The organism is Melioribacteraceae bacterium, from assembly GCA_035362835.1.
Classification (GTDB): domain Bacteria; phylum Bacteroidota; class Ignavibacteria; order Ignavibacteriales; family Melioribacteraceae; genus DSXH01.
Genome location: DAOSDY010000001.1, coordinates 1,068,360 through 1,094,908, shown reverse-complemented (window position 1 = coordinate 1,094,908; position 26,549 = coordinate 1,068,360). Strand labels below are relative to the sequence as shown.

General features: G+C 41.7%; 20 protein-coding genes. 11 read left to right on the top strand and 9 right to left on the bottom strand.

Annotated features, from left to right (window positions below; genetic code table 11):
* Positions 1–78: 78 nt before the first annotated feature.
* The 4 genes from PLZ15_04595 to clpB all read right to left on the bottom strand — a co-directional run bounded on the left by PLZ15_04595 (position 79) and on the right by clpB (position 7,610).
* The gene (locus tag PLZ15_04595; protein ID HOI29019.1) at positions 79–2,259 is read right to left on the bottom strand and encodes a DUF5916 domain-containing protein; all 2,181 of its coding nucleotides are present in this window, start codon (positions 2,257–2,259) and stop codon (positions 79–81) included.
* Between the two features lie 192 nt (positions 2,260–2,451).
* Positions 2,452–4,245: a DEAD/DEAH box helicase gene (locus PLZ15_04590; protein ID HOI29018.1), complete on the bottom strand. Its 1,794-nt coding sequence runs from the start codon at positions 4,243–4,245 to the stop codon at positions 2,452–2,454.
* A 153-nt stretch (positions 4,246–4,398) separates the two neighbouring features.
* On the bottom strand, positions 4,399–4,899 hold the full coding sequence (locus tag PLZ15_04585) for a ferritin-like domain-containing protein (GenBank protein ID HOI29017.1): 501 nt from the start codon (positions 4,897–4,899) through the stop codon (positions 4,399–4,401).
* Between the two features lie 92 nt (positions 4,900–4,991).
* Positions 4,992–7,610 (bottom strand): ATP-dependent chaperone ClpB, encoded by a 2,619-nt coding sequence (gene clpB, locus PLZ15_04580; protein ID HOI29016.1) that lies wholly within the window; start codon positions 7,608–7,610, stop codon positions 4,992–4,994.
* A 199-nt stretch (positions 7,611–7,809) separates the two neighbouring features.
* Here clpB and mnmE point away from each other — a divergent pair, with 199 nt between their 5' ends.
* The 6 genes from mnmE (at position 7,810) to PLZ15_04550 (ending at position 14,688) form a co-directional block, all read left to right on the top strand.
* Positions 7,810–9,174 carry a tRNA uridine-5-carboxymethylaminomethyl(34) synthesis GTPase MnmE gene (gene mnmE / locus PLZ15_04575; protein ID HOI29015.1) on the top strand — a complete coding sequence of 455 codons (1,365 nt, stop codon included), beginning with the start codon at positions 7,810–7,812 and terminating at the stop codon, positions 9,172–9,174.
* 113 nt (positions 9,175–9,287) lie between these two features.
* Positions 9,288–11,162, top strand: a complete 1,875-nt coding sequence (gene mnmG, locus PLZ15_04570) for a tRNA uridine-5-carboxymethylaminomethyl(34) synthesis enzyme MnmG (protein HOI29014.1) — start codon at positions 9,288–9,290, stop codon at positions 11,160–11,162.
* Between the two features lie 15 nt (positions 11,163–11,177).
* Positions 11,178–11,858, top strand: a complete 681-nt coding sequence (gene rsmG, locus PLZ15_04565) for a 16S rRNA (guanine(527)-N(7))-methyltransferase RsmG (GenBank protein ID HOI29013.1) — start codon at positions 11,178–11,180, stop codon at positions 11,856–11,858.
* Between the two features lie 117 nt (positions 11,859–11,975).
* Positions 11,976–13,091, top strand: coding sequence for an SIR2 family protein (locus tag PLZ15_04560; GenBank protein HOI29012.1), 1,116 nt, complete (start codon positions 11,976–11,978; stop codon positions 13,089–13,091).
* Between the two features lie 71 nt (positions 13,092–13,162).
* Positions 13,163–13,750, top strand: a complete 588-nt coding sequence (locus PLZ15_04555; protein ID HOI29011.1) for a PadR family transcriptional regulator — start codon at positions 13,163–13,165, stop codon at positions 13,748–13,750.
* 92 nt (positions 13,751–13,842) lie between these two features.
* Entirely contained in the window at positions 13,843–14,688 is an 846-nt protein-coding gene (locus tag PLZ15_04550; protein ID HOI29010.1) for a DNA/RNA non-specific endonuclease, read from the top strand.
* A gap of 18 nt (positions 14,689–14,706) precedes the next feature.
* Here PLZ15_04550 and PLZ15_04545 read toward each other — a convergent pair whose 3' ends face one another.
* Positions 14,707–15,780 carry an MBL fold metallo-hydrolase gene (locus PLZ15_04545; protein ID HOI29009.1) on the bottom strand — a complete coding sequence of 358 codons (1,074 nt, stop codon included), beginning with the start codon at positions 15,778–15,780 and terminating at the stop codon, positions 14,707–14,709.
* Positions 15,781–16,047: 267 nt separating this feature from the next.
* On the opposite strand from PLZ15_04545, the gene PLZ15_04540 reads away from it, so the two are divergent.
* Both PLZ15_04540 and PLZ15_04535 read left to right on the top strand, forming a co-directional pair.
* On the top strand, positions 16,048–16,434 hold the full coding sequence (locus tag PLZ15_04540; protein HOI29008.1) for a hypothetical protein: 387 nt from the start codon (positions 16,048–16,050) through the stop codon (positions 16,432–16,434).
* Positions 16,435–16,445: 11 nt separating this feature from the next.
* Positions 16,446–19,232 carry a T9SS type A sorting domain-containing protein gene (locus tag PLZ15_04535; GenBank protein ID HOI29007.1) on the top strand — a complete coding sequence of 929 codons (2,787 nt, stop codon included), beginning with the start codon at positions 16,446–16,448 and terminating at the stop codon, positions 19,230–19,232.
* Positions 19,233–19,451: 219 nt separating this feature from the next.
* On the opposite strand, the gene PLZ15_04530 is transcribed toward PLZ15_04535, so the two are convergent.
* The gene (locus PLZ15_04530; protein HOI29006.1) at positions 19,452–20,231 is read right to left on the bottom strand and encodes a hypothetical protein; all 780 of its coding nucleotides are present in this window, start codon (positions 20,229–20,231) and stop codon (positions 19,452–19,454) included.
* Positions 20,232–20,349: 118 nt separating this feature from the next.
* Between PLZ15_04530 and trmB the strand changes: the two genes are divergently transcribed.
* Entirely contained in the window at positions 20,350–20,991 is a 642-nt protein-coding gene (gene trmB, locus PLZ15_04525) for a tRNA (guanosine(46)-N7)-methyltransferase TrmB (protein ID HOI29005.1), read from the top strand.
* A 202-nt stretch (positions 20,992–21,193) separates the two neighbouring features.
* Here the strand turns inward: trmB and PLZ15_04520 are convergent, their stop codons facing one another.
* Positions 21,194–22,036, bottom strand: a complete 843-nt coding sequence (locus tag PLZ15_04520) for a NigD-like C-terminal domain-containing protein (GenBank protein HOI29004.1) — start codon at positions 22,034–22,036, stop codon at positions 21,194–21,196.
* Between the two features lie 221 nt (positions 22,037–22,257).
* Here PLZ15_04520 and PLZ15_04515 point away from each other — a divergent pair, with 221 nt between their 5' ends.
* Both PLZ15_04515 and PLZ15_04510 read left to right on the top strand, forming a co-directional pair.
* A complete protein-coding gene (locus PLZ15_04515; GenBank protein ID HOI29003.1) occupies positions 22,258–22,665 on the top strand; it encodes a DUF1761 domain-containing protein in 408 nt (135 codons plus the stop codon).
* A 270-nt stretch (positions 22,666–22,935) separates the two neighbouring features.
* Positions 22,936–23,880, top strand: coding sequence for an NAD(P)-dependent alcohol dehydrogenase (locus PLZ15_04510; GenBank protein HOI29002.1), 945 nt, complete (start codon positions 22,936–22,938; stop codon positions 23,878–23,880).
* Positions 23,881–24,070: 190 nt separating this feature from the next.
* Here the strand turns inward: PLZ15_04510 and PLZ15_04505 are convergent, their stop codons facing one another.
* Complete coding sequence (locus PLZ15_04505) at positions 24,071–25,327, bottom strand: T9SS type A sorting domain-containing protein (GenBank protein ID HOI29001.1); 1,257 nt, start codon at positions 25,325–25,327, stop codon at positions 24,071–24,073.
* Positions 25,328–25,625: 298 nt separating this feature from the next.
* Complete coding sequence (locus tag PLZ15_04500) at positions 25,626–26,492, bottom strand: alpha/beta hydrolase (protein HOI29000.1); 867 nt, start codon at positions 26,490–26,492, stop codon at positions 25,626–25,628.
* Positions 26,493–26,549 lie beyond the last annotated feature (57 nt).

Below are 26,549 nucleotides of genomic sequence, written 5' to 3'. Positions count from 1 at the left end.
AATAATGTTTGGAAAAATAAAAAAGTATTGAATGGAATTAAAGAAATTCCTGTACGGCTGCCCGATTTTATTATTGAATCAGAGCCGCCACAGGTATGAAGCCTTGAAGAAGAAGCTTCTGGCGGTTTCCTTAAAATTATCCGATGGAATATAACGGCCGTTGAACCATTCTGTTTTTTCATAAAGCGAGCCGTAACCGAAATGAAGTACGGTTCCCGGGATGTAAGTGAATGATGCGAGAAAATCGGTTATTAGCTGCTTTCTGAATTTATTGTATTCTGCGATTCCCCTGAAGAAAAGGTATTTGTTCATCTGGTAAGTCAATCGCAGACGGGTGATCGGGTACTCATAAAGAAGGAGATTGTCGGAATCCCGTTTGAAGTCGGAGAATACAAAATCGATCCGGGCAGTTATCTTCTCGGACGGCTGATAAATTGCAATTGCCTGAACCACATTGCTCGATCCTTCAAACGGAGTTGATGAATAATAAATAGAATTCAGTTTTTTGTAAATAAGAGCAAAGTTCAGGAGATTGGAAACGAGCCCGCCGAATGAAAGACTTAATCCGCCGGTACGGAATCTTTCATTAAGAAAAATTTCGTTTGAGAAAGCATACTTCAATCTGAAATTGAGGCTTCCCAAGAAAAAAATTGTTGCCGCGAGTGAATTATTCGTTTCCCATTTTTTATAGATATTGTCCTTGGTCTGTGCTGTAAAGAGTTCGGTATCGATTCTCTGAATCGATTGAACAGCCGGGTAGAACTTCGGTTTTATATAGCCCGCCAGGGAAGTGATTCCTGTTCTTGTAATATATCCCATGTCCGCCGCAAAATCTTCGGTTACATTTTTTACAGAATAATCCATATCAATATCGCGCGAACTGTAATTGTATTTTAATCCGAATGTATTTCCGAAAACCCGGTCTGATGTGTTAACCGGTTTACTTTGCGAGAGTATGGCATTGAACTCAAACTGGCTCGCTTCAGTCAGACGGATCTGTCCGTCGACCCCGGCAATTCTATTGAAGTAATTTTTCTGTTCTTCGGAAGCGGCAATAATACCCATATAGCTGTCTTCGTTTAGACTTCTTTTATAACGAATGATCGGGAAATGAGTATTCTTTTCCACACCCGGCGCCGGATTTGTTATTTCATCAATTGCATAAATTGCGGCGATAGTATTGCGCTCGCTTAATTTTCCGGCAAGTTTAATTCCGGCGATCGGACTTAATATGTTTCTTGTATGAACAATAGATCGGATCGGATCAACTTCGTTAATAGAGGTTGCAGCAATTCCGAAATTTTCTCTTCCTTCAAGAAAGAAAGGCCGTTTCTCCGGAAAGAAGAGACTGTACCGCAGGTTAATATCAATCTGGCCTGCGTCCGCCTCTACCTGCGAAAAATCGGGATTATAAGTCGCGTCCATAATTAAATCCGAAGTTATACCGTATTTCATGGTAACGCTAAGATCCTTTGTTACTTTCTCGCTTTTAAGTTCTCCCTGCCTGTCGATAAATCTTTCACCGTAAGTTATTGCGGGAAGAATTTCGAAGAGGGTATAATGTTCGATATCGTAATAGAACATCGGCTGCATCTGAGTAAGGAAAGCGTATCCCTTTGCCGGGTCCATTGCAGGGAAACTTCCCTGTTCGGCTCTTCGGCTGATTTTTCTTTCGAAGAAGACCGACATTTGAACAGGATTAGTGTTGGAGTAGCGCAAACTCTTGAGCGGAAGTTTTATTTCAATTGTATATCCGTCGGGATCAATCCTGCCGGCGCTATACCACACAAGATCAATTCCGGTATCTTCGGTATTGCCGGTGAAGCGGCTGTCCTCCTGAATGCCAAGCGGATTAACGTAAAGCGCGTAAAGACTCTGCTGATCGTTAAATGAATCGAGATTAATGCAGATCCAGTCTTCTGCCCTTATATTGTCTCTCGAAGTAACAGTTCCTCTTATTTTCTCCGGTTCCCTGTCGTAACATTTGTATGCGAAGTATAGATTCTCTTTATCGTATGCCATGTAAACGATCGTCTTCTCCGAAAGATCCTTTCCGAAATCCGGGACAAATGTTTTGAAGTCTGAAACGGTCGGCGCGGATCTCCAGATTTCATCGTCGAGACTGGCGTCAATTACGGGAGGTTTTTCAGTGAATAAAGGTTTTAGCGGTTCTCTGGACTGAGCAAAGATTAAACTCGTTAGAAGAAGAAAAAGAAGTGAAATGGAATTGCCGAAATCGCGAAATTTTGTAAAAAGCATAAACCCCGGTCTGCTTTTACTTGTCGACTAAATTTATTACTAAAACTAAAAATATAAGAGTTGGAATTTGCTGAAGTCAAAATAAGGATAGTATTTATATAAAAAAAGCATGGTCGCGATTTTTTTTTAACGACCAGCCTTTGGGAATATTAGTATTATATTCGAATCAGATTAATTGAAACAGATTTTTTATTAACGGAATCTTTTTTTCCTTTCTTTTTTATTACTAACGGCTGAATCGTCCCGCCTTCTTTCGCGCCGGTTATCTCTTCCATCCCTTTTTCCACCCTTTGGTCGGGATTTATCATTTCTCTTACTTTCTTTCCATTCCTTCTTGTCTTTCCAGCGGTCGTTCCCCTTGTTACTATCGCTCTTCCCTTTAGAAGAAGCCGGTTCTAGAACAATAGCTCTTTTCTTATAGCTTTTATCTTTGAATGCATTCAATACGGTTTGTGCAAAGTCGGAATCAACTTCGAAGAACGAGAAATTCTTCAGAAGCTCTATCTTTCCGATCTCAATATTATCGATACCTGTAAATTCGTTTATTAGCCCCATCAGCGTATTCGGTTTTAAATCGTCCGTTCTTCCAAGATTAATAAAGAAACGGGCAAATCCAGAAGCCGCCCCTTTCTCTTTTCCGGTCTTACCGAACTCTCTCGGCGAATTAAGATCGGCTGCTTTTTTATAGTATTCGAGGAAGCGGTTGAATTCAACCGAAACAAATTTTTTGATAAGCTCTTCACGGTCAAGCCATTCAAGTTTTCTGAAAATGTCAGGAAGCATCGGATCGATCTGGGAGTAATCAACTTCAACTTTCTCGACACGATCGATTAAATGAAATAACTGCCGCTCGCATATTTCTTTACCCGACGGAACCGGTACGAAAGAAAATTTCTTCTTCAGCTGCTTTTCAATCTGCTGAATCCTTCCCTTCTCCTTTTGACCGGCAATTACAATCGATATTCCTTTCCGTCCGGCGCGCCCTGTGCGCCCGCTTCTGTGAGTATAAATTTCGAGTTCTTCGGGAAGATTGTAGTTTATTATATGTGTAAGGTGATCTACATCGAGTCCACGCGCAGCAACATCGGTTGCCACTAAAAGCTGAAGGTGCCTGATCCTGAACTTATTCATAACAATATCGCGCTGTGCCTGGGAAAGGTCGCCGTGAAGCGAATCGGCATTGTAACCGTCTTTCATAAGAAGATCGGCAACTTCCTGTGTTTCTTTTCTTGTTCTGCAGAAGATGATGCCGTAAATATCCGGATTAAAATCTACAATTCTCTTTAATGCCAGATAACGGTCTTTAGCGTTTATCAGATAGCAGAAATGTTCGACACTCTCCGCTCCCGCATTACGTGTACCCACTGAGATCTCGAGCGGATCGGTCATATATTTTTTGGTGAGAGCAGCAACCTCTTTCGGCATTGTTGCAGAAAAAAGGAGTGTGTTTTTCTGTTCCGGGGTAACTTTCAAAATTGCTTCAAGATCATCCCGGAAACCCATACTTAACATTTCATCGGCTTCATCCAGAACAACTGTTTTAAGCGATTTGAGATTTACAATTCTACGGTTGATTAGATCGACAAGCCGGCCGGGTGTGGCCGAAACAATGTGAACACCTTTCTGGATTTTCTGTATCTGCCGCTCTATGCTAGCTCCCCCGAATACAGCTGCAATTTTAATTTCGGGAAGATACTTGGCAAAGCTGGCCAGGTCGTCAGAAATCTGGAGACAGAGTTCTCTTGTGGGACTGAGAATGAGGTACTGGATTTTATTTATTGACGGATCGGTTTTTTCAATAATCGGTACACCGAAAGCGGCTGTTTTGCCAGTTCCTGTCTGGGCCAGAGCAACAATATCCCTGTAATCCGATTCCATCAAGTGAGGAATTACCTTTATCTGTATCGGCATCGGATTCTCAAAACCGAGTTCTTTCAATGCTTCAAGTATATTTCTGCGGATCCCCATTTCTTCAAATGTGTTCATTCGTTTTTCCATAAAATTGATATTCAAAGATATGCTTTAATTGAATTATAAGTTGGATAATTATTTTCTGGTTGAAAAGTGAAATTGAACGGCCGGAATATTAAAGTTGATTTAAACGGCGGCTTGAACCGGCCGCCGTTTAACCTGAAATTCTTAATCGACTGATCCTGCTGCAGATCCGCGGGCTTTACTTCTTTCAATTGATTGAAGCACGAGGTAACGGTCGCCAAACTTCTCAAGATTCTCAGTTTCAACATCGAACTGATCGAAGTGACGCTCTTCATCTGCAACGAGAGCTTCAAATAGATGTTTTGAAACCGAATCGGCATTTGCAGAACACTCATTTGCCCAGATATTGTATTCTTTTGCGCTTTCGTGTTCCATTTGAGCGGCTTTCTTCAACATCTCTTTTACATCGTGAATCTTATCAACAGGATATGCAGGAACCATTTCGACTTCGCCTTTAAGAAAGAGAATTCTCTCGGCTAATTTTTCGATGTGAATCATTTCTTCGATAGCTGTTTTCTTGAAAAGATTTGCAAGAAGGTCGTATCCCTGATCGTCGCAATGAAAATGAAAATACATATACTGATGTACGGCATGTAATTCGTCCGCTATAGCTTTGTTCAATAGAGCCTGACTTTTTTCGTGCATTGTTGTCTCCCTGTAAGTGTTGAAAACTTTATATCACAAAATAAGAAATAGTCATCAAATAAATCTTTTGTCCTCCGGCCATCAACCACATCTTATTTTATTTCGAATTCAAGATTACCCGCGCCGGGATATTTTACAACAACGGTATCCCCGCTTTCATATTTGTTCATAAGCAGAACCGATGAAAGAGGATTTATTAAATACCGCTGAATGGTTCTTTTAAGCGGACGGGCACCGAATGTTACATCGTATCCGTGTTGAAGCAGAAAATTTTTTACCCCCTCTTCAATTTCAAGCTGTAAACCTTTCTCTGCAAGCAGTCTGCCTACTCTCTGTAATTGCAGGTCGATTATCTTTTCAATTTCATTTTTAAGAAGTGGTTTGAAAAGGACAACCTCATCAATCCGGTTCAGAAATTCCGGACGAATGGTTCTTCTCAATAATTCAGACAGAGAGAGTCTCAGTTCCCCCATCATATTATCGAAATTTTTTTCATCAAGTCCTGAAAGTTTTTCCTGAATCAGATGTGATCCGAGATTTGACGTCATAATGATTATTGTATTTTTGAAATCGACCGTTCTTCCCTGATTGTCGGTTAGCCGGCCGTCATCTAGCACCTGAAGGAGAACATTGAATACGTCGTGATGCGCTTTCTCGATCTCATCGAGCAGAACAACAGAATATGGTCTTCTTCTAACGGCTTCTGTAAGTTGTCCCCCCTCGTCGTATCCGACATAACCGGGAGGCGCTCCGATGAGGCGCGATACGGAGAACTTTTCCATATACTCGCTCATATCGATTCTTATCATTGCGTGTTCATCGTTGAAGAGGAATTCAGCCAGTGCTCTTGCGAGCTCTGTTTTACCCACACCTGTTGTACCGATGAATATAAATGATCCGATTGGCCGGTTAGCATCCTGAAGGCCGGCGCGGGATCTGCGAATAGCATTGGAAACTGCGGCTACTGCATCGTCCTGTCCGACTATACGTCTGTGGAGCTCTTCTTCAAGCCGTATCAGTTTACTCCGTTCGCTTTCAAGCATCCGGCTTACGGGAATGCCGGTCCACTTTGCAACAATTTCAGCAACATCTTCTGCATCCACTTCCTCTTTGAGCATTTTACTTCCCTTCTGAATTAGAGCGAGATCTTCCGATTCTTTTTTCATTCTGCGCTCAAGCTCGTTAATAACACCGTACCGGAGCTCAGCAACTTTACCAAGATTTCCTTCTCTTTCAAACCGGTCGGCATCGTTCTTAGCTTTTTCAATTTCGCTCTTCATTGTGCGTAATGACTGAATCTTTTCCTTTTCAAGTAGCCAGTGACTTTTAAGCCGGGTTCTTTCTTCCATCAGTTCGTTTAATTCGGCTTGCAGATCTACGAGCCTTGAAGCGGAGTCGGAATCCTTCTCTCTTTTCAATGCTTCCCTTTCAATCTCGAGCTGTTTAACTTTTCTTTCTACTGCGTCAAGCTCCTCCGGCATAGAATCGATTTCAATTCTTAGTTTGGAGGCTGATTCATCGATCAGGTCGATCGCTTTATCGGGCAGGAACCGGTCGGTTATATATCTGTTCGAAAGTTGAACCGCCGCTACTATTGCGCCGTCTGTAATTCTTACGCCGTGATGAACCTCGTAACGTTCCTTAAGTCCGCGCAGAATTGAGATTGAATCCTCTTCGTTCGGTTCGCTTACAAGGACAGGCTGAAATCGTCTTTCGAGCGCGGCATCTTTCTCGATGTATTTACGGTATTCGTCCAGAGTTGTAGCGCCGATTGCATGAAGCTCGCCTCTCGATAGAGCCGGTTTAAGAATATTGGCCGCATCCATAGCTCCGTCTGTTTTTCCTGCACCGACAAGCAAATGGAGTTCATCTATAAATAAAATTATTTCGCCTTCTGATTCCTGGACCTCTTTAACAACAGCTTTCAGCCGTTCTTCGAACTGCCCGCGGAATTGAGTTCCGGCAATAAGCGCGCCCATATCGAGCCCGACTATTCTTTTGGTACGCAGAGTTTCCGGTACATCTCCGGCTACAATTCTGTGCGCGATACCTTCTGCGATAGCGGTTTTGCCGACGCCCGGTTCTCCGATAAGAACCGGATTATTTTTTGTCCTTCGCGATAAGACCTGAAGGACTCTTCTAATCTCCTCGTCGCGGCCGATTACGGGATCGAGTTTATTCGACCGGGCAAGTTCGTTAAGATCGCGGCCGTATTTTTTTAATGCTTGATAAGTATCTTCCGGATTCTGTGAAGTTACCCTCTGGTTCCCGCGAATATCTTTTAGAGCGGCGAGTATAACATCCCTGCCGATACCGTTTTCGTTTAAAAGTTTTCCGGCGGAAGACTTATCCTCGCTCAATGCGAGAAGTATATGTTCGTTCGAAACATATTCGTCCTTTAGCTTTCTCGCTTCTTCCGCAGAATTGTCGAATATACGCGCGGTGTTCATTGAGAGCTGCTGGTTGCCGGTTCCGGAACCGGTTACTTTCGGGAGTTTTTCGAGCAGTTCACCTGTTTTTATGCGCATCTGATTTATGTTGCCGCCGGCTTTCTGAATTATTGAATGCGCAACATTCTGCTGGTCCTGCAGAAGAGCGGCAAGGAGATGTTCCGGCTCTACAATCTGATTATTATAATTCTGAGCAATCTCAATTCCGTTCTGAATTGTATCCTGTGCTTTGACTGTAAACTTGTTGAAATTATATGCCATTTCTTTCACCAGAATTTTACTTTGTAAATTTAACTTTCATACAAAATAGTTTCTTAAAAAGTTTCACAACTAATCTAAATATTAATGATAATTAAAATATAAACTTATAGTATCGCTATTTGAATGGATGCCGACTCCCAATGTTTTCTTGTTAGTGCAAATCTATTATTATAATTTTGAATTCTTCTTGAGAAAGATTATGACTCATATATTATTACAGAACGAAGATACAATTGTTGCGCTCGCAACACCCCCGGGTATCGGTGCGATCTCTATTATCCGTATCAGCGGACCGGACAGTATTCCTGCAGCGGATAAGATTTTTAACGGTAAGAAGCCATTAAAAGACTCGCCAAGCCATACGATCCATTACGGAAAAATCTTTGATAAAGACCGGTTAATTGATGATGTGCTTATTTCGGTTTTTCACACACCGAATTCATATACCGGTGAAGATTCAATTGAAATCAGCACTCATGGAAGCCCGCTTATTGTTCAGAAAATAATCTCGCTGATTGTTGAAAATGATGTCCGGCTCGCAGAACCGGGCGAATTCACAAAACGCGCATTTCTAAATGGAAGAATCGACCTGGCCCAGGCGGAAGCGGTTGCCGATATAATTAATTCGAGTACTGAAGCCTCGCTTAGAGGAGCCAGGAATCAGCTCGACGGATTACTTTCCCAGAAAGTCGATCAGCTGCGGGAACTGCTCATTAATACATCATCCTTGATTGAACTTGAACTCGATTTTGCCGAGGAGGGTCTCGAATTCATGTCGTTAAAAGAGATTCTAAAAAATATCAATACAATAGAAGAGGAGATTGACAAGCTCCTTTCGAGTTATTCATTCGGACGGATTATACGTGACGGCGTTAATGTTGCCCTGGTAGGAAAACCGAATGTAGGGAAGTCGTCACTCCTGAATTACCTTTTGAAAGAGGCGAGAGCAATTGTAAGCGAAATTCCCGGAACAACGCGCGATATTATCCGCGAAGAACTTACAATTGACGGAATCCTGTTCCGGTTATTCGATACAGCCGGTATCCGGAAATCCATCGACGTAATCGAAGTAGAAGGTGTAAACAGAAGCCGGGCAGCCGTTCAGAATGCCGATATTGTGCTGTTTCTGAATGATGCGACAGTCGGATTCAGCGACGATCTCTATTCTGATTTATTACAATTAACAAGCTCGGATAAAATACTTAGCGTGGTAAACAAGATTGATATTGCAGATTATTCACCTGAAAAATTTGATGCCGGAATTTCTGCAAAAACCGGGAAGGGGATTGATCAATTATTCGGGAAATTGAAAGAAAGGGCGATCGGGACTCATAGTTATTCCGAAAAATCGGCGGTGGTCTCCAATCTCCGTCATTTCAATTCTCTTAAGAAAGCCCGGTTTCATCTGGAAGGGGCAAAAAAATCGATCGATGGAAAATTGACAGGTGAGTTTATTGCCGTAGATCTTAGAAATGCCGAGAGCTCTTTGGGTGAAATAATCGGAAAAGTAACTTCCGATGATATTTTGAACAATATTTTCTCCAAATTCTGTATCGGGAAATAGATGTTTCATGTGAAACTCTGGAAAGTTCCGGTTTCTTTTGTGTCGGCCGGACTCACTTGAATTCCATCTACCATTAAACTGTTATTTGTTTCATGTGAAACAGAAAGACTTTTATGAAGGAATATGATGTAATAGTTGTTGGTGGCGGACACGCTGGCATAGAGGCCGCAATAGCGGCAGCCCGGATTGGCTCCTCTGTGGCTGTAGTAACTATGGATAAAGAGGCGTTCGGACGACTTTCGTGTAATCCAGCTATTGGAGGAAGCGCTAAAGGCCATTTAGTCCACGAAATCGATTCCCTTGGCGGTGTGATGGGGCTTATTGCCGATCAATCCGGGATTCAATTCAGAACTTTGAATAAGTCGAAAGGTCCCGCTGTCTGGGCCGGCAGGAGTCAGAACGACCGGAAAATCTATACCAAAGTTGCCGGCGAATTCGTTAAATCGACTCCGAATGTTGATATTTTAGAAGATTCCATTATTGAAGCAATAGAAGAAGATAAAAAAATTGCGGGCGTTAGAACTCTTAAAGGTTCAGAGATTAAATGCAAAGCCCTGATCGTCTGTTCCGGGACATTTTTAAATGGACTGATGCATACAGGTATGGAATCAGTTTCGGGAGGAAGATTTGGTGAACAACCATCCATAGGACTTACCGATTCACTTATTAAAATGGGATTTGAAGCGGGAAGACTAAAAACCGGCACACCACCAAGGCTTCACAAAGATTCAATTAACTGGGGAATTCTCGAAGAGCAGCCGGGGGATATTCCGCCTTTACCTTTTTCAAGAAGAACTTCTAAAGAAAATTTTCCGCTACTCCGGCAGGTCAGCTGCCATATCACTTATACCGATCTTTCAGTTCATGGAATTCTCCGTAAAGGATTCGACCGCTCACCCTTGTTTACCGGACTTATTCACGGGGTAGGACCGCGTTACTGTCCCTCTATTGAGGATAAGATAAATCGTTTTTCTGATAAGGAGAAACATCAGTTATTTCTTGAACCCGAAGGACTCGATTCCGATCTGATCTATATCAACGGTTTTTCAACATCACTTCCCACCGAGATTCAATTTGAAGCTCTTAGAAAAATTAAAGGACTCGAAAATGTTGAAATGGTCCGGCCCGGCTATGCTGTTGAATACGATTACTTTCCACCATATCAGGTCGATCTTACACTCGAAACTAAATTGATAGAAGGACTCTACTTTGCCGGGCAGGTAAACGGAACTTCCGGATATGAAGAAGCTGCAGGGCAGGGACTTATTGCCGGAATTAATGCGGCTCTTAAAATTCAGGGAAGAAAAGAGCTCGTTCTTAAAAGAAGCGAAGCTTATATAGGTGTTCTGATTGATGACCTTGTGGGGAAATCCACTAACGAACCGTACCGGATGTTTACTTCCAGAGCAGAACACAGATTGATTCTCCGACAGGATAATGCGGACAGACGTTTAATGAAATACGGCTACGAATTCGGATTAATCCCCGAAGAACTTTATAAGGAACTTTCGAGAAGAGAAGTACAGATTGTAAAATCGAAGGAGTTAATCAGTAAAATAAAAATTACCCCGAACCTAATAAATGCATATCTGGTTAAAATTAATTCGCCGGAATTGAATAACTCCGAGACAATTGAAAAAATAATCAAGCGTCCCGAAGTCGCTCTGCGCGAGACTCTAGAATGCGCTAATAACGGCGAGGGTCTCTTCGATGAACTTTTAAACGACGGAAAAGCGATCGAACAGATAGAAATTGAAGTAAAGTACGATGGATATATTCAGCGGCAGTTCGATCTTATAAACAAAATGGACCGGCTGGAGGACACGTTAATACCATTAAATTTCAATTACTCTAATTTGAATTCTATTTCTACCGAAGGAAGAGAAAAATTAAGTAAAGTGAAACCACGGTCGATCGGACAGGCTTCCAGAATCTCCGGAGTGACACCTTCAGATATTTCCGTTTTATTAGTATATTTGAAAAGCTAATTTTTAGAGGGTTTGTTGGATCTTCAAGAGCAGTATTTACGCGAGCTAAAGATGCTCTTCTGGGAAAATAGTCTTAATCCCGATGAATATCAGCTTGATCGACTTGCCAGTTTTGCAAATTTAGTTACACAGAAAAACTCTAAAGTCAACCTTATCTCCCGCAGGGATATCCCCAAAATAATCGAAAACCACGTTTTCCTGTCGGCTTTTGTTTCCGAATTTATTCCTCCAAAAGCCACAAAATTTCTCGATATCGGTACGGGCGGCGGATTTCCGGGTATTCCTCTGGCTATTACACGACCGATGCTGAGAGGAGTTCTTGTTGATTCAACAGCGAAAAAAATTGAAGCCGTCCAGGAGTTTATTAGTAAACTTAAATTGAATAATGTTACCGCTGAAAATTTCAGAGTCGAGAGCGACGAGTTCAAAGAGAAGTATGCTAATTCATTCGACATAATTGTAAGCCGTGCGACTGTTCCTCTCATCATCCTTTTCAGGTATGCCCTACCTCTGATTAAGGAGAAGGGTTATATTATTTCGATGAAGGGGGGAGATCTTACAGACGAATTCAAAACGGCCGAGCTTAAGTATAAAGCCAACCTTAAAAAATCGACAGTGTTCGAACTCGCTTACAAACCGAATAATGTAAGGAACGAAAAAGGGAAGAAGCTGATTCTTATAGAACTTGTTAAATAAGCTGAGCAGTCCCGATTTCAATCACGAAACTCCATCAGACCTTCACCGGTCGAGTCTGCTGTTAAAGTTTTTATCCGGTTAAATTTTTATTTTGCAGATAACTTAAATTCCAGTTAAATGAAAACAGAAAAATTTCTTCAGTATCCGCCCCAGCGCGACGTTATATTTGTACTAGGAGCCGGCGCTTCCAGACCGGACGGAGTTCCTCTCCAGAGAGATACGCTTCCACTTATTATATCGGGTAAGATTGAAGAGATTGAAAATTCTGAGATCGGAAGGATCGTTACTGAATTTATAAAAGATAATTTTGAATTCAATGTCGATACAAACAAGTTCCCGCAGCTCGAAGCCGTATTCGGTTTCCTCGACTATTTTATTCAGCAGAACGAAAGTCTCAGCATAAAATATCCGAATCAGAAACTCCGGGAGATTAAAGAATATTTAATCAAACTGATTCATTACGTTGTTAATCTTCAGACCGACAAAACAAGTCATTTCTATCAGCTCTTCTGGAATTCGATTACAGAAATAAATCCCAATACTTCAATAATAACATTAAACTACGATACTCTTCTTGAACAAGCCTTCGATCATCTCTTTAAAAAATCCGGTTACATCGATTACTCGATCCCTTTCATGAATTACGAAAAACTTCCAGAGATGAAACAATATAACTTCTGGATAAATCCGAAAGAACCTGTCCTTGTCGAAGAAGACGAGAATCCTCTCCCTTTTAAAATTCTCAAACTTCACGGGAGCCTCAACTGGAAATACTGCAACTGCTGCAATCAGACACTTCTGACGCCCTGGGACCGAGGGATCGACCTGAAGCGCGGAAAATTCCTCGGTTACACATATCCCGACAAACTTGAATATGAATATACATGCCCGATCGACGGAACCGATTTTCAGACTCTCATTGTTCCGCCGAGTTATCTGAAAATCTTAAGCCACCCGATTATATCGCAGCTGATGACCGTAGCATCGCGCGAAATCAGAATTGCACGCAAGATCGTTTTCGTCGGCTATTCACTCTCGGATGCAGACATACATGTAAAAGCCCTCTTTAAAAAACAGATGAACGCAAACAAAGAGGTTATAGTTGTAAACCCGAAGAAGAAGGAATCCCTCGAACTTAACTACAGATCGCTCAGCCGTAATGCACGGTTCATCGACATGAGTTTCGAAGAATTCGTCAGCGACCCGGCACAGCTCAAATCTATTTTATCCTAGATTTCGATTGACTCATTCAATTTTGTGCTCTATTTTTATACTACTTTATTTCAATAGCGGATTTATTTAGAATGCTTTCTAAATTAGCAACCTTGATACTTGGTATTCTTTCGGAGAAGGAGAGAAATCCCTACGAAATTACCAAGATGCTCGAATACCTGAATACTAAAAAATGGCTCCCACTTGCCGACTCAACTGTCTATGCAACGATCAACAATCTAAAGAAACGGGGATTGATAAGCGGCCGTATCGAAAAGCTGAGCAACCTTCCGGAAAAGACTATCTATAATATTACGCCGGAAGGTGAGTTCGAACTTCAGGAATCTGTTACTGGATTTTTATCCGAGGATAATTACCAGCCGACCAACTTTGATATAGGCATACTTCTGATGAACAACCTTAGTAAAGCCGAAATACTTATCAAGCTGAAGAAGAAGCTCGAGCGGCTCGAATCCAATGCGTTCGATATCAGGAAACAGGTCTTCGCTTTCGAAAGAGATGCGAACAAGATTGCTTTTACAAGCCTGTCGATGCTTAAACACCGGCTCCATATAAGCGAGGCGGAAATCAAAACTATTAAAGAACTTATAAAAGAATTGAATATTAGAATGGAAACTCCGGAGCTCTCGCCGTTCGATATGAGAATGGTCGATTCCTGAAATACGGTTTCTTCCAGTAAAAAATTTTTGATTCACCAAAATTCCTATACACATATTCAGCAAATTCGTTCCGTCAAAATCGATCCGGTAATATGAAACGAAACCTGTTCTTCTTATCATCACTTCTGTTTATCATTCTAATTCTCTCATGTTCCGGCTCGTCCACTGTTTCTGTTGATGATAAAACCGGAAACCGCGGTCTTGTAATCGACAATATCAACGTGGCTGCGGGTGTGCCGGCCGATCAGGATTCTACGGACGATTTTATAATTATCCGTCAGCAATATGTATTGAGTTACAATCCCGTTCGGAACGTTCCCAACTGGGTAAGCTGGAATCTCGACAGCTCCTGGTTCGGCGATGCATCAAGGTACAAAGGATCGTTCATTGCCGATACAACCCTTCCAGATTCATTCTACCGCGTTAGGCATTCCGATTATACCGGCTCGGGCTACGACCGGGGACATATGGTTCGCAGCGAGGAAAGAACAAGAAACGACGAAGACAACAAATCTACATTCATACTCTCGAGTGTTCTTCCGCAGCGCCCCGATCTCAACAGGGGAGTCTGGCTGGACCTTGAATACTTTTGCGAAGACCTCTGTAAAAATGAAAAGAAGAAACTCTTTATAATCGCCGGCGGAATATTCCGGTCGGAGAACAGGATTAAGGAGAAGATCGCCGTCCCCGACAGCTGCTTTAAAATAATTGTTGTTCTTAACGAAGGGGAGTCGGTTGAATCCGTTACAGATACAACAAGCGTTATTGCCGTTGTAATGCCGAATGTAAATGGAATAAGAAGCGTTCCGTGGAGTAATTATGTTACAACTATCCGCCGTATTGAATCTTCAACCGGATATGATTTTCTCTCCAATGTTAGCCGCTCTGTTCAGGAGATAATAGAGAAAAGAATTTATATCAGCCGGAATACGAATTGAGTCCCCATCTCTTTACTTCTACTGTGTCTTAAACTCCCGGTAAGCCGCCCTAACCGAAGGGCCTTTCACATAATAATCGAATAGGACTTTTTTCAGTTTGGAATCTCCCGCAAACAAAAGTTCAAACTCTTTAAGATTAACAGCCGACAGAGTTTCATCGAGCGATTTACCCGATGTAACCGCTTCTCTTGTCTGTTTGGTTATTGATTCGAAGAGCAATTCCATATTGCGGATAAATAAATCATCGTACATTACTTTGCCGTGCCCCGGTACAATTATCCCGGCATCGAGAATGCGTAAATTCTTAAGAGCGGAACTCCAGGCGGATATGTGCGACTGCTCGCTTCCTACAAGCGGAACAGGTGAAACTACAAGGTCTCCCGTAAAAAGTATTCTCTCTTCAGGTAGGAATACAGCAATATCACCGGCTGTATGCCCGCTGCCCGGTTTGATCAGCTTGATCTTTCTGTTTCCGCAATCGAGTATTAATGAATCGCTGAAAGTTATTGTAGGTAGAATGAATTCCGTCTTTGGAACTATGTCAAGGTAATGCTCTACTAACTTGATATCGCTTAAATAGCTTTCACGCTCTTCATCAGTAATCGGGCCGCCGCCGAAGCTTTCATTTTTTTCAAGTAGGGATTTCAAATATACAACTCCGCCCGGCGCACTTTGAATCATATTGTTTCTGTTAGCCAATCCATGAACAGGCAGGTATTCTTTTGTATTCGTATGAGCAATAAACTCAACCCCGGGATATGCATCACGGTAGTATTGATTACCGGTAATATGATCATCATGCCAGTGAGTATTGATTACATACTTAACTGGCTTGTCGGTTATCTTTTTAAGTCCGGCAATTATTTCTTTTGTTGCTTCCGGGGCATCGATTACTACAACGTCCTTTTCGTTTATAATGAATCCGCTGTTGCCGTCGCACATCAGTCCCGGGGGATCCTTCCGGACAACACCGTAGACATTCTCCGCAAGTTTCTTCAATTCAAAATTCGATGCCGCGCTTTGCGCTTCGATCGTTGCAACACTAAAGTAAAGAAGTAAAGATAAAACGGGGAGGAATTTATGTCGCGCCATATTATGTTCTATGGTTTAATTGATTTAGGATAGGACGCCCCAAAACCGCTCCGGTTTGATGGAATAACGTTATAACTATTTCTCTTTAAAATACCCCGTGAAAAGCATATTAAGATTGCCGGAGTAAAAAATTTAAACAATGTCTTCAATTATAAAGACGGTAAAGTGTTAATATTTTAACCTGTCTTTTGGATAAAAGAGAAAAAAATAGATATATTAAGACATCGAGTCCCTCAATATTTTTTTCACACAGATGAAAGTAATATAATGAAACACGTTTTTACTTTTCCGTTTTTTTTTGTTGTATTCCTACTTCAAAGCTGTACTTCAAACCAATCTCAATTCGTAACCAGAGAAAAATTTCCTCCTGGAACAGCCCATATTGTTGGTCTGATTGGAACTATAGAAACCGCAGGCTCAAATTTCTTAGTAGAATTAACCGTAACCCAAATTCTTGGTTATGGCGCGGCGTCTTCTCCAATTCCCCAAAATTCAAACTTTACCGCTCTTGCAACACTCGATGCGGTAAAAACATTCCTCTCCAAAACAAATAAAGGGGAATCATATACCATAGAATTGAAGTTGTTTCAGGGAGGAGTTGATACAAAAGATTCACACAAATGGGAAATTATTTACATATCTAAAAACAATTAACGAAAGGATTTATGAAAATAAAATCTCAAATTACCGGCTTAGTTGTATTATTAATTGCGGCATTATTTTCTTCCGCTGATTTAGGCATCAACTCAAGTTCCATATCTCCAAAAGTCAGATCCTCTGGCAGCCCCAAGGCTAAAATTGAAAGTAAAAAAATGAGAAGCGATTACTTTTTTAACAAGCTTCGTGATCCAAGACTTAATGAGATTCCATCGAATATACGAGAAATTGAAATTACTTATTCCAAAACATTACCCACATCACGGAAATTATTTAAAGGAAACAATACTCTTAAATTTGACTGGCAGGAAGCCGGACCGGTTGATTTAGGGGGAAGAACCAGAGCCCTGGCAATAGATATAAAAAATTCTAATGTTATTTTGGCCGGGGGGGTTAGCGGGGGTGTATGGAAATCAACAGATAAGGGAATAACATGGAATTTAAAAACGTCGCCAAATGAAATACAAAGTGTTGTAGCTATAGCTCAGGATACGCGAGATGGCTTTACAAGTACCTGGTATTACTCTGCCGGAGAAATGGATGGTTCCGCTGGCGATAGAAGCGGTGGTGCGAAGTTTTACGGGGGCGGCGTTTATAAATCAACCGACAATGGTGAAACCTGGCAAATACTTCCCAGCACAAAGGTTCAGAGTAATGTTGAATGGAGCGATATTTATTCTTTTACAAACGAAATTATTGTCAATCCGAAAACCGGATCTGTTTTTATTGCAACCAACGCTGGACTTATTGTAAAATCAACAGATCAGGGAAATACTTTTACACCATCACTGGGCGCATTGAATGAGCACTTGAGAACAGATATTAAGGTAAATAAGGATGGAGCACTTCTCGCTTCTTTATCACAAAAAACAAACTCACAATCGCAATCGAATAATCCCGGATTTTATTATTCAACTGATGATGGGGCTACATGGAAATTTATAACCAGCGCAAATTACCCTTCAGAGCATGACAGAACTGTTCTTGCATTCGCCGCATCAAAACCAAATGTTGCTTACGCTCTTATGAATACGGGTAATAAATTTCAGAATACGCAAGCGGATGATTTGCGCATGTTGAAAATAGATATTAATACCGAACAAATAGAAGATTTAAGCAACAATATTCAAGTATACAGCACCGAGGAAAATGGATTGCTGAACAGTCAGGGTAATTATAATATGGCTTTAGCTGTTCACCCCGCAAACGAAAATATTGTCTTTTTTGGTTTAACCAATGTCTATAGAACTTTAGATGGTTTTGCGACAAAGATTGAAGATAAAAAAGTTAATTGGATTGGTGGTTACACTGTAGAAAATAATAACAGTTCTCATCCGGATCTTCATCCAGATGTTCACGCATTTGTCTTTGATCCTAATAGTGCGGATGATTTATGGGTTGCTCATGATGGAGGATTAAGTTTTACTTCACAAGCATCTACAACAAATTATCAAGAATTATTTCCATGGACGAACAAGGATAGAACATATAACGTAACGCAATATTATACTATGTCGATTTACGATACCCCTAGCGACAGCAGGCTTCTTGGCGGAACACAGGATAATGGAACGCCTTATTTCAGGTTTGATGGCTCTAATGCATCTCCGCATAGAGATGTTAGTACCGGAGATGGTTCATATTCTTATCTTGGTGCTAAATATGCGTTCGTATCAACTCAAAATGGTTCCGTGGTCAGATTAGGATACGACCAGAATGGAAATCCCGATCCAACCCGGTGGAGCAGTATAACTCCCAATGATGCAACAGGTCAATTATTTATAAATCCTTTTGTTGTTGATCCGCAAGACGAGGACTATATGTATTACCTTGCCGGTAATTTACTTTGGAGGAATAAGGAGTTAAGTAATCTTCCTGATTTCAATCCTGATAAACTTTCACAAGGGTGGACATCGTTAGATTTAAACCTACCGCAAAATTATGTCTATACTACATTAAGTATTTCGAAGAATCCCGCCCACATTTTATATCTGGGCGCATACTCCGATGCCGGTAACCCGGTTGTTTTTAAATTAGAAAATTCAAAAACAGGTACGGCTGCGGTCAATATTTCTCCCAACCTTTCTCAGGTAACCTCTGGTTCTTATGTTAGCGCCATTGCTGTTAATCCTCAAAATGCCAATGAGATTATTCTGTGTTTATCTAATTATGGAATTATTGGACTTTTTCATTCGAACGACGGCGGTGCTAACTGGACTGCAATAGAAGGAAATTTACAGGGAGGGAGCAACAACCAGGGTCCTTCAATCCGTTCAGCCATAATACTCCCTTTTAATAATTCAAAACTATATTTGGTTGCGACGAGCACAGGTGTTTATTCAACAGAAACTCTCGATGCCATGAACACGGTCTGGTCTTTAGAAGCCCCGTCTTTAATTGGAAATGTTGTGGTTGAAACTATAGCCGGAAGAAGCAGTGATGGTGTTGTTGTAGTAGCAACTCATGGCCGGGGTGCTTTCAGGGGTCAAATAAACGGTGCGGTATCGGTGAATCAAAACGCCAGCATTCCTTCGAATTATTCATTAAGTCAAAACTACCCCAACCCGTTTAATCCATCTACATCAATTTCATACAGCATACCGAAGGAATCTAATGTAAAACTAACGATATACGATGTTACGGGAGGAGAAGTATCGACTTTGGTAAACGGAAAACAAAATGCCGGACAATATTCGGTCCGGTTTAACGCGCAAGGATTAGCCAGCGGAGTTTATTATTATCGGGTGGAAGCTGATGCTTATTCAAGCACTAAAAAAATGATTCTTATTAAGTAAAATTTAAGATTGGGTTTTTTCGGAATTAATTTTTTACGATTCATATTAATCATTTTAAGTCTGCCAGATTTTTTAATAATTATAAAAAAAATTGTGAAATCCGGCGGACTTTTTTGTTAAGAAAACCAAGGTTAATTTTTCTTGAAAAATTTTTCACAGCACTGCTTATGATATAACATCGGCTGAATTCCATTTTCTTATTTTGTTAATAACCTCTATTTAAACATCACTTCCTAAAAGCTTAATATCAAACCATAATTCAAGCGGGTCCATATTCATTTCGGGATTTCGTCCTCCCTGCATTCCTCCCTGCCTTCTGCCTCCGCCCTGACCGCCTCCGGTATTCATTCTGCCCGTCGGCTTTCGGGAAGGGGACTCCATTTTAAACTGATTCGTTTCAATTCCGATCCGTATCGCCTCCGGCGGAGAAGCTTCAACAAAATATTTTGCAGTGCGGTTTGTTGAGAGGGGAATTTTAATTTCGTATACCATCCTTCCCTGTGTCAATCCGATCTTCGCTTTTATATTCTGCTCGTCATCGCTCCTTAAGAGATAGAGAGGGTAATCATCCTCGTTTACAATTGAGAGTTCGTTAAACCTTGATATCATTTTAAGAAACCGATCATCGGGATTTTCCTCAATATTTCCGGGTCTCTCCTCCAGGAACGGTTCCGTTCCGGTTAACGGATATTTGATTCCAATCTTTTTACCGTTTAAAGGTTCGAGCCAGATAGTTACACCAAGCCGCAGAATCTTCATGATGTTCGAACGGTCGCCCGTAGTAAGGCAGATATATAAATTCCCGTAGTCGTTCATGAATCCCACAGCTACTTTCAACTTGGTATCAAAGTTTAATTTTCCCTCCCATTCACTCTGAATTCCGTCGATGATGACCTGATCCTTCGGAATATTACTCTCAACCTCTTTTAAACCGGAACAGCCGGAAATAATTAAAAATGTAATTACTACCGTATTTTTTAATGAGCTGATGATCTTCATTCCATTTCTCTGATTATACTGATTATTGACACAAGAATTGGCCGGGCGGTTTAACAATCCTTTCTCATTCTCCGCGGATAATTTGTATTTTCCGTTTCACAAAATCAATCTTTTAATAATGCCCCGTAAAAAACATATTAAGATTGCCGAAGTAAAAAATTTCAGCAATGTCTTCGGCTATAAAGACGAAAATGTATTTCAGAATATATGCGCATACTTCGGTCATCAATCGGGATTTACATTAGAGCTCGGATGCGGCCGTGGGGATTACACAATCAGCCTCGCGCAGCTCCATCCCCGGAAAAATTTTATAGGTGTCGACCGCAAGCCCTCGCGCATCTATAACGGCGCTAAACACTCGAACGAAATTAAAGTTGCCAACGCCGGTTTTCTGGTGGGTTATGCCGAACTCCTCGCGGAAATATTCGCACCAGCGAGCGTTGATGAGATCTGGATTACATTCCCCGATCCTTATCCGCGCCGGAGCAGTATGAAAAAACGGCTTACTCATCCGAGGTTCCTCGAAATCTATAAGAAAATTCTGAAGAGCGGGGGAAAGGTCAATCTTAAAACAGACGACGATACTCTCTACAATTATACGCTGAAAGTTGTGAATGAGTCCGGACTTAAACTTCTTAAAGAGAGCAGCGACCTTTATGCCGGCGGTAAACTCACCGATGAGGAAAAAATCCTTACCAAGTATGAAGTGCAGCACCTCGCCGACGGAAAGAGTATAAAACTCGTCCGCTTTGCATTCTGACAAAGAATATAGATGCTGATAGAACGCTGATTTGGCGGGTTAACACGTATTGAAAGTGGCTTAAAATTTTGTTGTCATTCTGAATTCATTTCAGAATCTGCACATAATAGAATTTTTGTAACGAACAGATTCCGGCACAAGGCCGGAATGACAGACTGCATTAAACAAGCCGTTGGATCAATAGTATTCTATTGCAATTTTACTAAAACTTGTACTCCACCACAGGATTGCGGATAGGCCTGCCGGAAGGATCGTGTATTATCAGAAGCGCTTTATCGCTGATGCCGTGCACCGACTTAAGGTAATTCTTTAGAGCCGTAAGGTCGAACGATGCGGTTTTCGTTATATACGCCTCGCACATATCCCCGTTGCCGTTGTGGGAAAGTATCAGAGTCGCCTGCGCCGGACTCGTTTTCTGAATCTCCTTAAACGCATAGAGTTCGATCGAATGGTCTCTGCATCCGCCTGAATACGATAGGTTGAATACGAGCTTATCACCGTTCAGAGAGAACGAATTCACGTCCAGGCGGTCACGCTTTAAAATGTCCGTGTTATTCCCCTCGATAAGTTTTACGGGCACTGAATTGTTCGTTCCGCCTGCTGCGGGTTTGATAACAAGGTCAACACTGTATTCATCCGGCTTTATCTGCTGATCCGACCTGCGCGATGGATTGAGCGACTTAAGCTCTATAACGAACTCATCGAACCGGTAGCTCCGCGGTTCCAGAAGCGTATTTACCGTAAACTCCTTCTTCTCGCGTTCCGCCTTCAGACTCATTTTAACTTCGCCGTTGCCGGGCCATACGCAGATTGCGTCGATAGGGCAGCGTGAGTCGCTCGCCACGCCTTCGAACTTTAACATCGCGTAATTGTTGATCAGAATCTCTTTGCCGTATTCAAGCCGGACTGTTACCGAATCGAAACTCCGGTTTAATAACAGCGCGCGGTGGTCCGGGCCTGTCGGCTCATTGTTTGTGCATTGAACGATGAGCGATACGATGATAATAAAGAATAAACCGAATCTATAATTCATTTTTAATTCCATTAATAACCGCCGCAAATTTAAATGATTGGACGCGCAAAAGAAGTGAAAAAATTTTGTTATACCCCTTTACGCTCAATTTTACCCGCATGATGGTGCAGGTCGTTAGAAAACCTTAAGGTCTTATTGTGAGCTTTTTATAAATAATTTTTAAAAAAAATATTTTCCGCCGTAAAAATAATTTCATTAGTTTGATCCCCGTCATTCAATTATAAGGAGGGCAAATGGAAGGCGCTCAGATTCATATAAATTACCTCGCGGTGTTCTTTGCCGCGCTTCTCGGTTTTATTATCGGGGGACTCTGGTACGGTCCTCTGTTCGGAAAGCAGTGGATGAAAGAGATGAACTTTACTGAAGAGAGTCTTAAGAAATCTAATATGGCAAGGATCTTCGGATTATCGTTCGTACTGTCGCTAGTAATCGCGTTCAACCTCGCGGCTTTCCTGGGCGAGAAGGCGGATCTGATGTGGGGATTAACAGCCGGCGCCCTCGCGGGTATCGGGTGGGTCGCCGCTTCGTTAGGGATTACATACCTCTTCGGCAGGAAATCACTCAAGCTGTTTTTAATAGATGCCGGCTACCAGGCAGTAACATATACATTGATGGGCGGCTTGCTCGGCATCTGGAAGTAATTTTTTTAGCATCCGGGGGCGCGTACTGCGCCCTCCGGATTGTTTCTGAAACGTAATTAAATTGAGTAATCAGTGATCTGTAATCTGTAACGGGTAACATGTAGCGAGAATCCAGATCTCTCCAAACCAACTACGAACAAAGAACACCGAACCCTGTCCTTAGCTTTCCGAGCGAAGCGAGGAATTGTGGAAGGAGAAGCAACCTTTCAACAAACGAATAACCAATTTAATACGTCTAACTTTCCGCAATTACACTTTAAAAGGAATTTTATGAAAGCAGTCATCTGCACAAAGTACGGTCCGCCTGAAGTTCTTGAGATCCGGGAAGTTGAAAAACCCGCGCCCAAACCGAATGAAGTCCTTGTCAAAATTTTAGCAACAACGGCACACATAGGCGATACAAAGATCCGCCGGTTTGAACCGGGGATGGGTCCTGTAAAAGACTTCTTCTTCAAACCGATGATGAGAATTGTCCTCGGCTTTAAAGGTCCGCGGAAAAAAATATTAGGCATGGAGCTTTCAGGAGAAGTTGAAGCAATAGGAAAAGATGTAACGCGTTTCAAAGTTGGAGATCCGGTCTTTGCGTCCACGGAATTCAGATTCGGCACATACGCACAGTATTGCTGCCTGCCGGAGAATGGAATCCTCGCAATCAAACCCGCTAACATGACTCACGAAGAAGCCGCGCCCGTATCCAACGGCGGAATAACCGCGTTGATACATCTCCGAAAAGCCAACATTCGCAAAGGGGAGAAAGCACTGATCTACGGCGCTTCCGGGAGTGTAGGCACTTATGCAATTCAGATCGCTAAGAATTACGGCGCCGAAGTAACGGCCGTATGCAGCACTTCGAACATTGAGCTGGTGAAATCCCTCGGCGCTGATAAAGTTATTGATTATACTAAAGAGGACTTTACACAGAACAATGAAACTTTCGATGTTATCTACGACGCAGTAGGAAAGATCGAACATTCGAAAAGGAGAAAGCCCCTCTCCGCAAACGGGCGATTTATTAATGTTCTTACGGCATCGGGCAATATCAAATTGAACGTGAATGACCTTTACGCATTAAAGGATCTTTGTGATGCGGGGAAGTTGAAATCAGTTATCGATAGAATCTATCCGCTGGATCAGATAAGGGAAGCTCACAGGTACGTGGACAAAGGACATAAGAAAGGGAACGTGGTTATAACCGTCCCGCATGATGATTATTAACAAACGTAGTGTCATTCTGAGTCCCGCAAAGCGGGACGAAGAATCTTGGTTTTATTTTAGACTCTTCACTTCGTTCAGAGTGACAGAGCTACATTTTCATTCTAAATAAAGCGAAATGTAGAATCTTCTTTTTACTTTCTTTAGATTCTTCACCTCACTTCGTTCGGTTCAGAAGGACAGAGAGCAATTGTCATTTCATTAATATCATTTTCTTAACAGAAGAAAATTCCCCCGCGCTCAACTTATAAAAATAGACGCCGCTCGACAGATTCAATTCCGTTGGATTGAAACGGTAGCTATAATTGCCTGCGGGCTTGTATTGATTTATAAGTGCGGCAACCTCTCTTCCGGTAATATCATAAATCTTCAGTTCCACATTGCCCGGCGTGTCTATCGAAAAATTTATTGTGGTTGAGGGATTAAACGGATTAGGATAATTCTGACTCAGCTCAAACTGCGCGGGCAGTTCATCCCCATCGACAGATGTCGGATCCAAAGGCCTGTAATTGAATCCGTAAACCCTTCCGGCGAAAAGTTTATTATCCACTACAAGTGCGCTTAATACGTCAATGCCTCTTTGGTCATCAAAGAAATTCCATGTTTTACCATTATCATCAGATGTAATCCATAAAGTTCTTCCGGCCCCTTTTGTAAAATGTGCATAAATTCTATTGTTGTGAAGCGCAAAGTTCGATTCGTTAATAACTCCGGCACCGGTATTGAAATAATTCCAGTTAACCCCGTCACTGCTCGTATATATCCCGTATGAAGCCGAAATTATGTACTGATCGCCCATTTTAATAATATCGAAAACATTATTCGGCTCCCCCCACATTTCGCCGAAAACAACTTCCTCCCAGAGATCTGAGTTCTCTCTGTTTTTAAAAAAGGATGAATTTCCGCCGGCGCCGGCATAGAGTGTTCCGTCTATATTTTTGATTGAGTTGATGTTGTAGGAAACAGTAAATGAAAGTCCGTTGCTAAAGCTATTCCAATGCGAGAGAGCGTTGAGATCCGTTACAAAGACACCCCCGCCGTAAGTTCCGGCATATAAGTCGGACCCTCTTACCGCAAACTCCGAAATAGTCTGCGCACCCAAACCGTTCAATCCTGTATTCAGACTGTTCCATGTTATTCCCTCGTCCGATGAATAAAAGACGCCGTGATTGTAGGTGCCGACGAAAATTTTATTATCATGTTTGATCAACGCGCTGATGAAATCAACATCGGGAGAAATGATATTGGATTCTTTCCAGTTAACGCCGTTATCGGAGCTGCGGTAGATCCTGTTGTCGGAACCGGCGTAAATTATTCCGTCTTTAAGGAAGAGAGAAGGAGCAGGACGGGCGTCGCTTATTATATCGATCTTCATCCACTGTGCTTCGGAATCGGCGAAGAATAGTATTAGAAAAAGCAGAGAAGCTTTTATAGTGTTAAAACGTTTCATCGTTTTCCTTTCAATCTGAATTTTGAAATTTGATCAGAGTGTTAGACGGATTTTATTCAGAAGAGTTTATTTATAACCGGGAAAAAATGCGGTAATCCCTATTCATCAATTTAACGGCAAAAATAAAAGAATTATTTCTTTTTCCAAACACTATTTGGGAGATGATGAAATATTTCAGAGGGACGAAACGATTCCTTTGTCGTTTTTATAAGTGAGATGCAACGAGAAAACTTTTTCAACATACAGATTCCGGCAGTCACATGCCTGCGGCAGGCAGGACCGGAAGGACATGTGCTGATTAAATTAGAAAAGATTTTATTTCTCTGGCGAGTAGTTCAGGGTGCTCGTATGGAATAAAATGTCCGCATTCATCAATCAATATTAATTTTGAATCAGGAATCTGCAAGGCACCCTTCAATGCAATTTCTTCTGTTGTAGTGTTCTTGTGAAGATTTTTGTTTGGAATCCATCTATCATTCCTGCCGAAGAAAATCAATGACGGCACCTTAAGTTCTTTTAATTTATCATAAACCGGATAATCGAGAAGGCCGTTAAGTGAATTAACAACTATCCGGCAGTAATCGCCGAAGTTTTTCCACCCCCTCATCTTAATTCTATCGTCTATCATCGGTTTAACATCATCATTCATTTTAAAAAAGTTCGAACGGAAGCTTGCAATAATATCATCATCGCCGGCAGAATAATAAAACTGCTGCGTATTGTATTTTTTTATAAGGGCGATTTCTTTATTGCTGAAAGTTTCGAATCCGGCCGGCGCTAATAAAACAAGCTTCTGAATAAGAGAAGAGAATTGTAGCGCCGTTGCAATTGCGATCTGCCCGCCCATCGAATGACCGGCGAGAGTTACGTTTTCCAAATTAAGTTTTCTTATGAATGATGAAACAACTTCTGTGTAAAAAGGAACAGTTCCTTCGTGAACGCCTGCGGATGACTTGCCGTATCCGGGGAGATCGATAGCGATGCATCTGAAATTGTTCTGAAGAAGCGGAATGAGTTTAAGCCATGCGGGTATGTAACTCGATAATCCGTGAATGAAGAGAAGCACATTATTCCCGCTGCCGGTGTCATAATATGCGATCGATAATTGATTTTCGATTTCAATGAGTCTGTAATCAAAATTATAATTCAGATCGGGGAATTGCATTATCGTCTTTTAAAAGGAAAAGCCCCGGATTCCGAACAGCAAAAGAGGGGGTGTTTC

Excerpts from the sequence above, each read along its gene's own strand:
- mnmG (HOI29014.1), top strand. The coding sequence starts at position 9,288 with ATGAAGGAATATGATGTAATAGTTGTTGGTGGCGGACACGCTGGCATA.
- PLZ15_04505 (HOI29001.1), bottom strand. The coding sequence starts at position 25,327 with ATGAAACGTTTTAACACTATAAAAGCTTCTCTGCTTTTTCTAATACTA.
- clpB (HOI29016.1), bottom strand. The coding sequence starts at position 7,610 with ATGGCATATAATTTCAACAAGTTTACAGTCAAAGCACAGGATACAATT.
- PLZ15_04540 (HOI29008.1), top strand. The coding sequence starts at position 16,048 with ATGAAACACGTTTTTACTTTTCCGTTTTTTTTTGTTGTATTCCTACTT.
- PLZ15_04555 (HOI29011.1), top strand. The coding sequence starts at position 13,163 with ATGCTTTCTAAATTAGCAACCTTGATACTTGGTATTCTTTCGGAGAAG.
- PLZ15_04560 (HOI29012.1), top strand. The coding sequence starts at position 11,976 with ATGAAAACAGAAAAATTTCTTCAGTATCCGCCCCAGCGCGACGTTATA.
- PLZ15_04530 (HOI29006.1), bottom strand. The coding sequence starts at position 20,231 with ATGAAGATCATCAGCTCATTAAAAAATACGGTAGTAATTACATTTTTA.
- PLZ15_04595 (HOI29019.1), bottom strand. The coding sequence starts at position 2,259 with ATGCTTTTTACAAAATTTCGCGATTTCGGCAATTCCATTTCACTTCTT.
- PLZ15_04550 (HOI29010.1), top strand. The coding sequence starts at position 13,843 with ATGAAACGAAACCTGTTCTTCTTATCATCACTTCTGTTTATCATTCTA.
- PLZ15_04535 (HOI29007.1), top strand. The coding sequence starts at position 16,446 with ATGAAAATAAAATCTCAAATTACCGGCTTAGTTGTATTATTAATTGCG.
- PLZ15_04545 (HOI29009.1), bottom strand. The coding sequence starts at position 15,780 with ATGGCGCGACATAAATTCCTCCCCGTTTTATCTTTACTTCTTTACTTT.
- PLZ15_04520 (HOI29004.1), bottom strand. The coding sequence starts at position 22,036 with ATGGAATTAAAAATGAATTATAGATTCGGTTTATTCTTTATTATCATC.
- PLZ15_04590 (HOI29018.1), bottom strand. The coding sequence starts at position 4,245 with ATGAACACATTTGAAGAAATGGGGATCCGCAGAAATATACTTGAAGCA.
- PLZ15_04585 (HOI29017.1), bottom strand. The coding sequence starts at position 4,899 with ATGCACGAAAAAAGTCAGGCTCTATTGAACAAAGCTATAGCGGACGAA.
- PLZ15_04510 (HOI29002.1), top strand. The coding sequence starts at position 22,936 with ATGAAAGCAGTCATCTGCACAAAGTACGGTCCGCCTGAAGTTCTTGAG.
- PLZ15_04515 (HOI29003.1), top strand. The coding sequence starts at position 22,258 with ATGGAAGGCGCTCAGATTCATATAAATTACCTCGCGGTGTTCTTTGCC.
- mnmE (HOI29015.1), top strand. The coding sequence starts at position 7,810 with ATGACTCATATATTATTACAGAACGAAGATACAATTGTTGCGCTCGCA.
- trmB (HOI29005.1), top strand. The coding sequence starts at position 20,350 with ATGCCCCGTAAAAAACATATTAAGATTGCCGAAGTAAAAAATTTCAGC.
- PLZ15_04500 (HOI29000.1), bottom strand. The coding sequence starts at position 26,492 with ATGCAATTCCCCGATCTGAATTATAATTTTGATTACAGACTCATTGAA.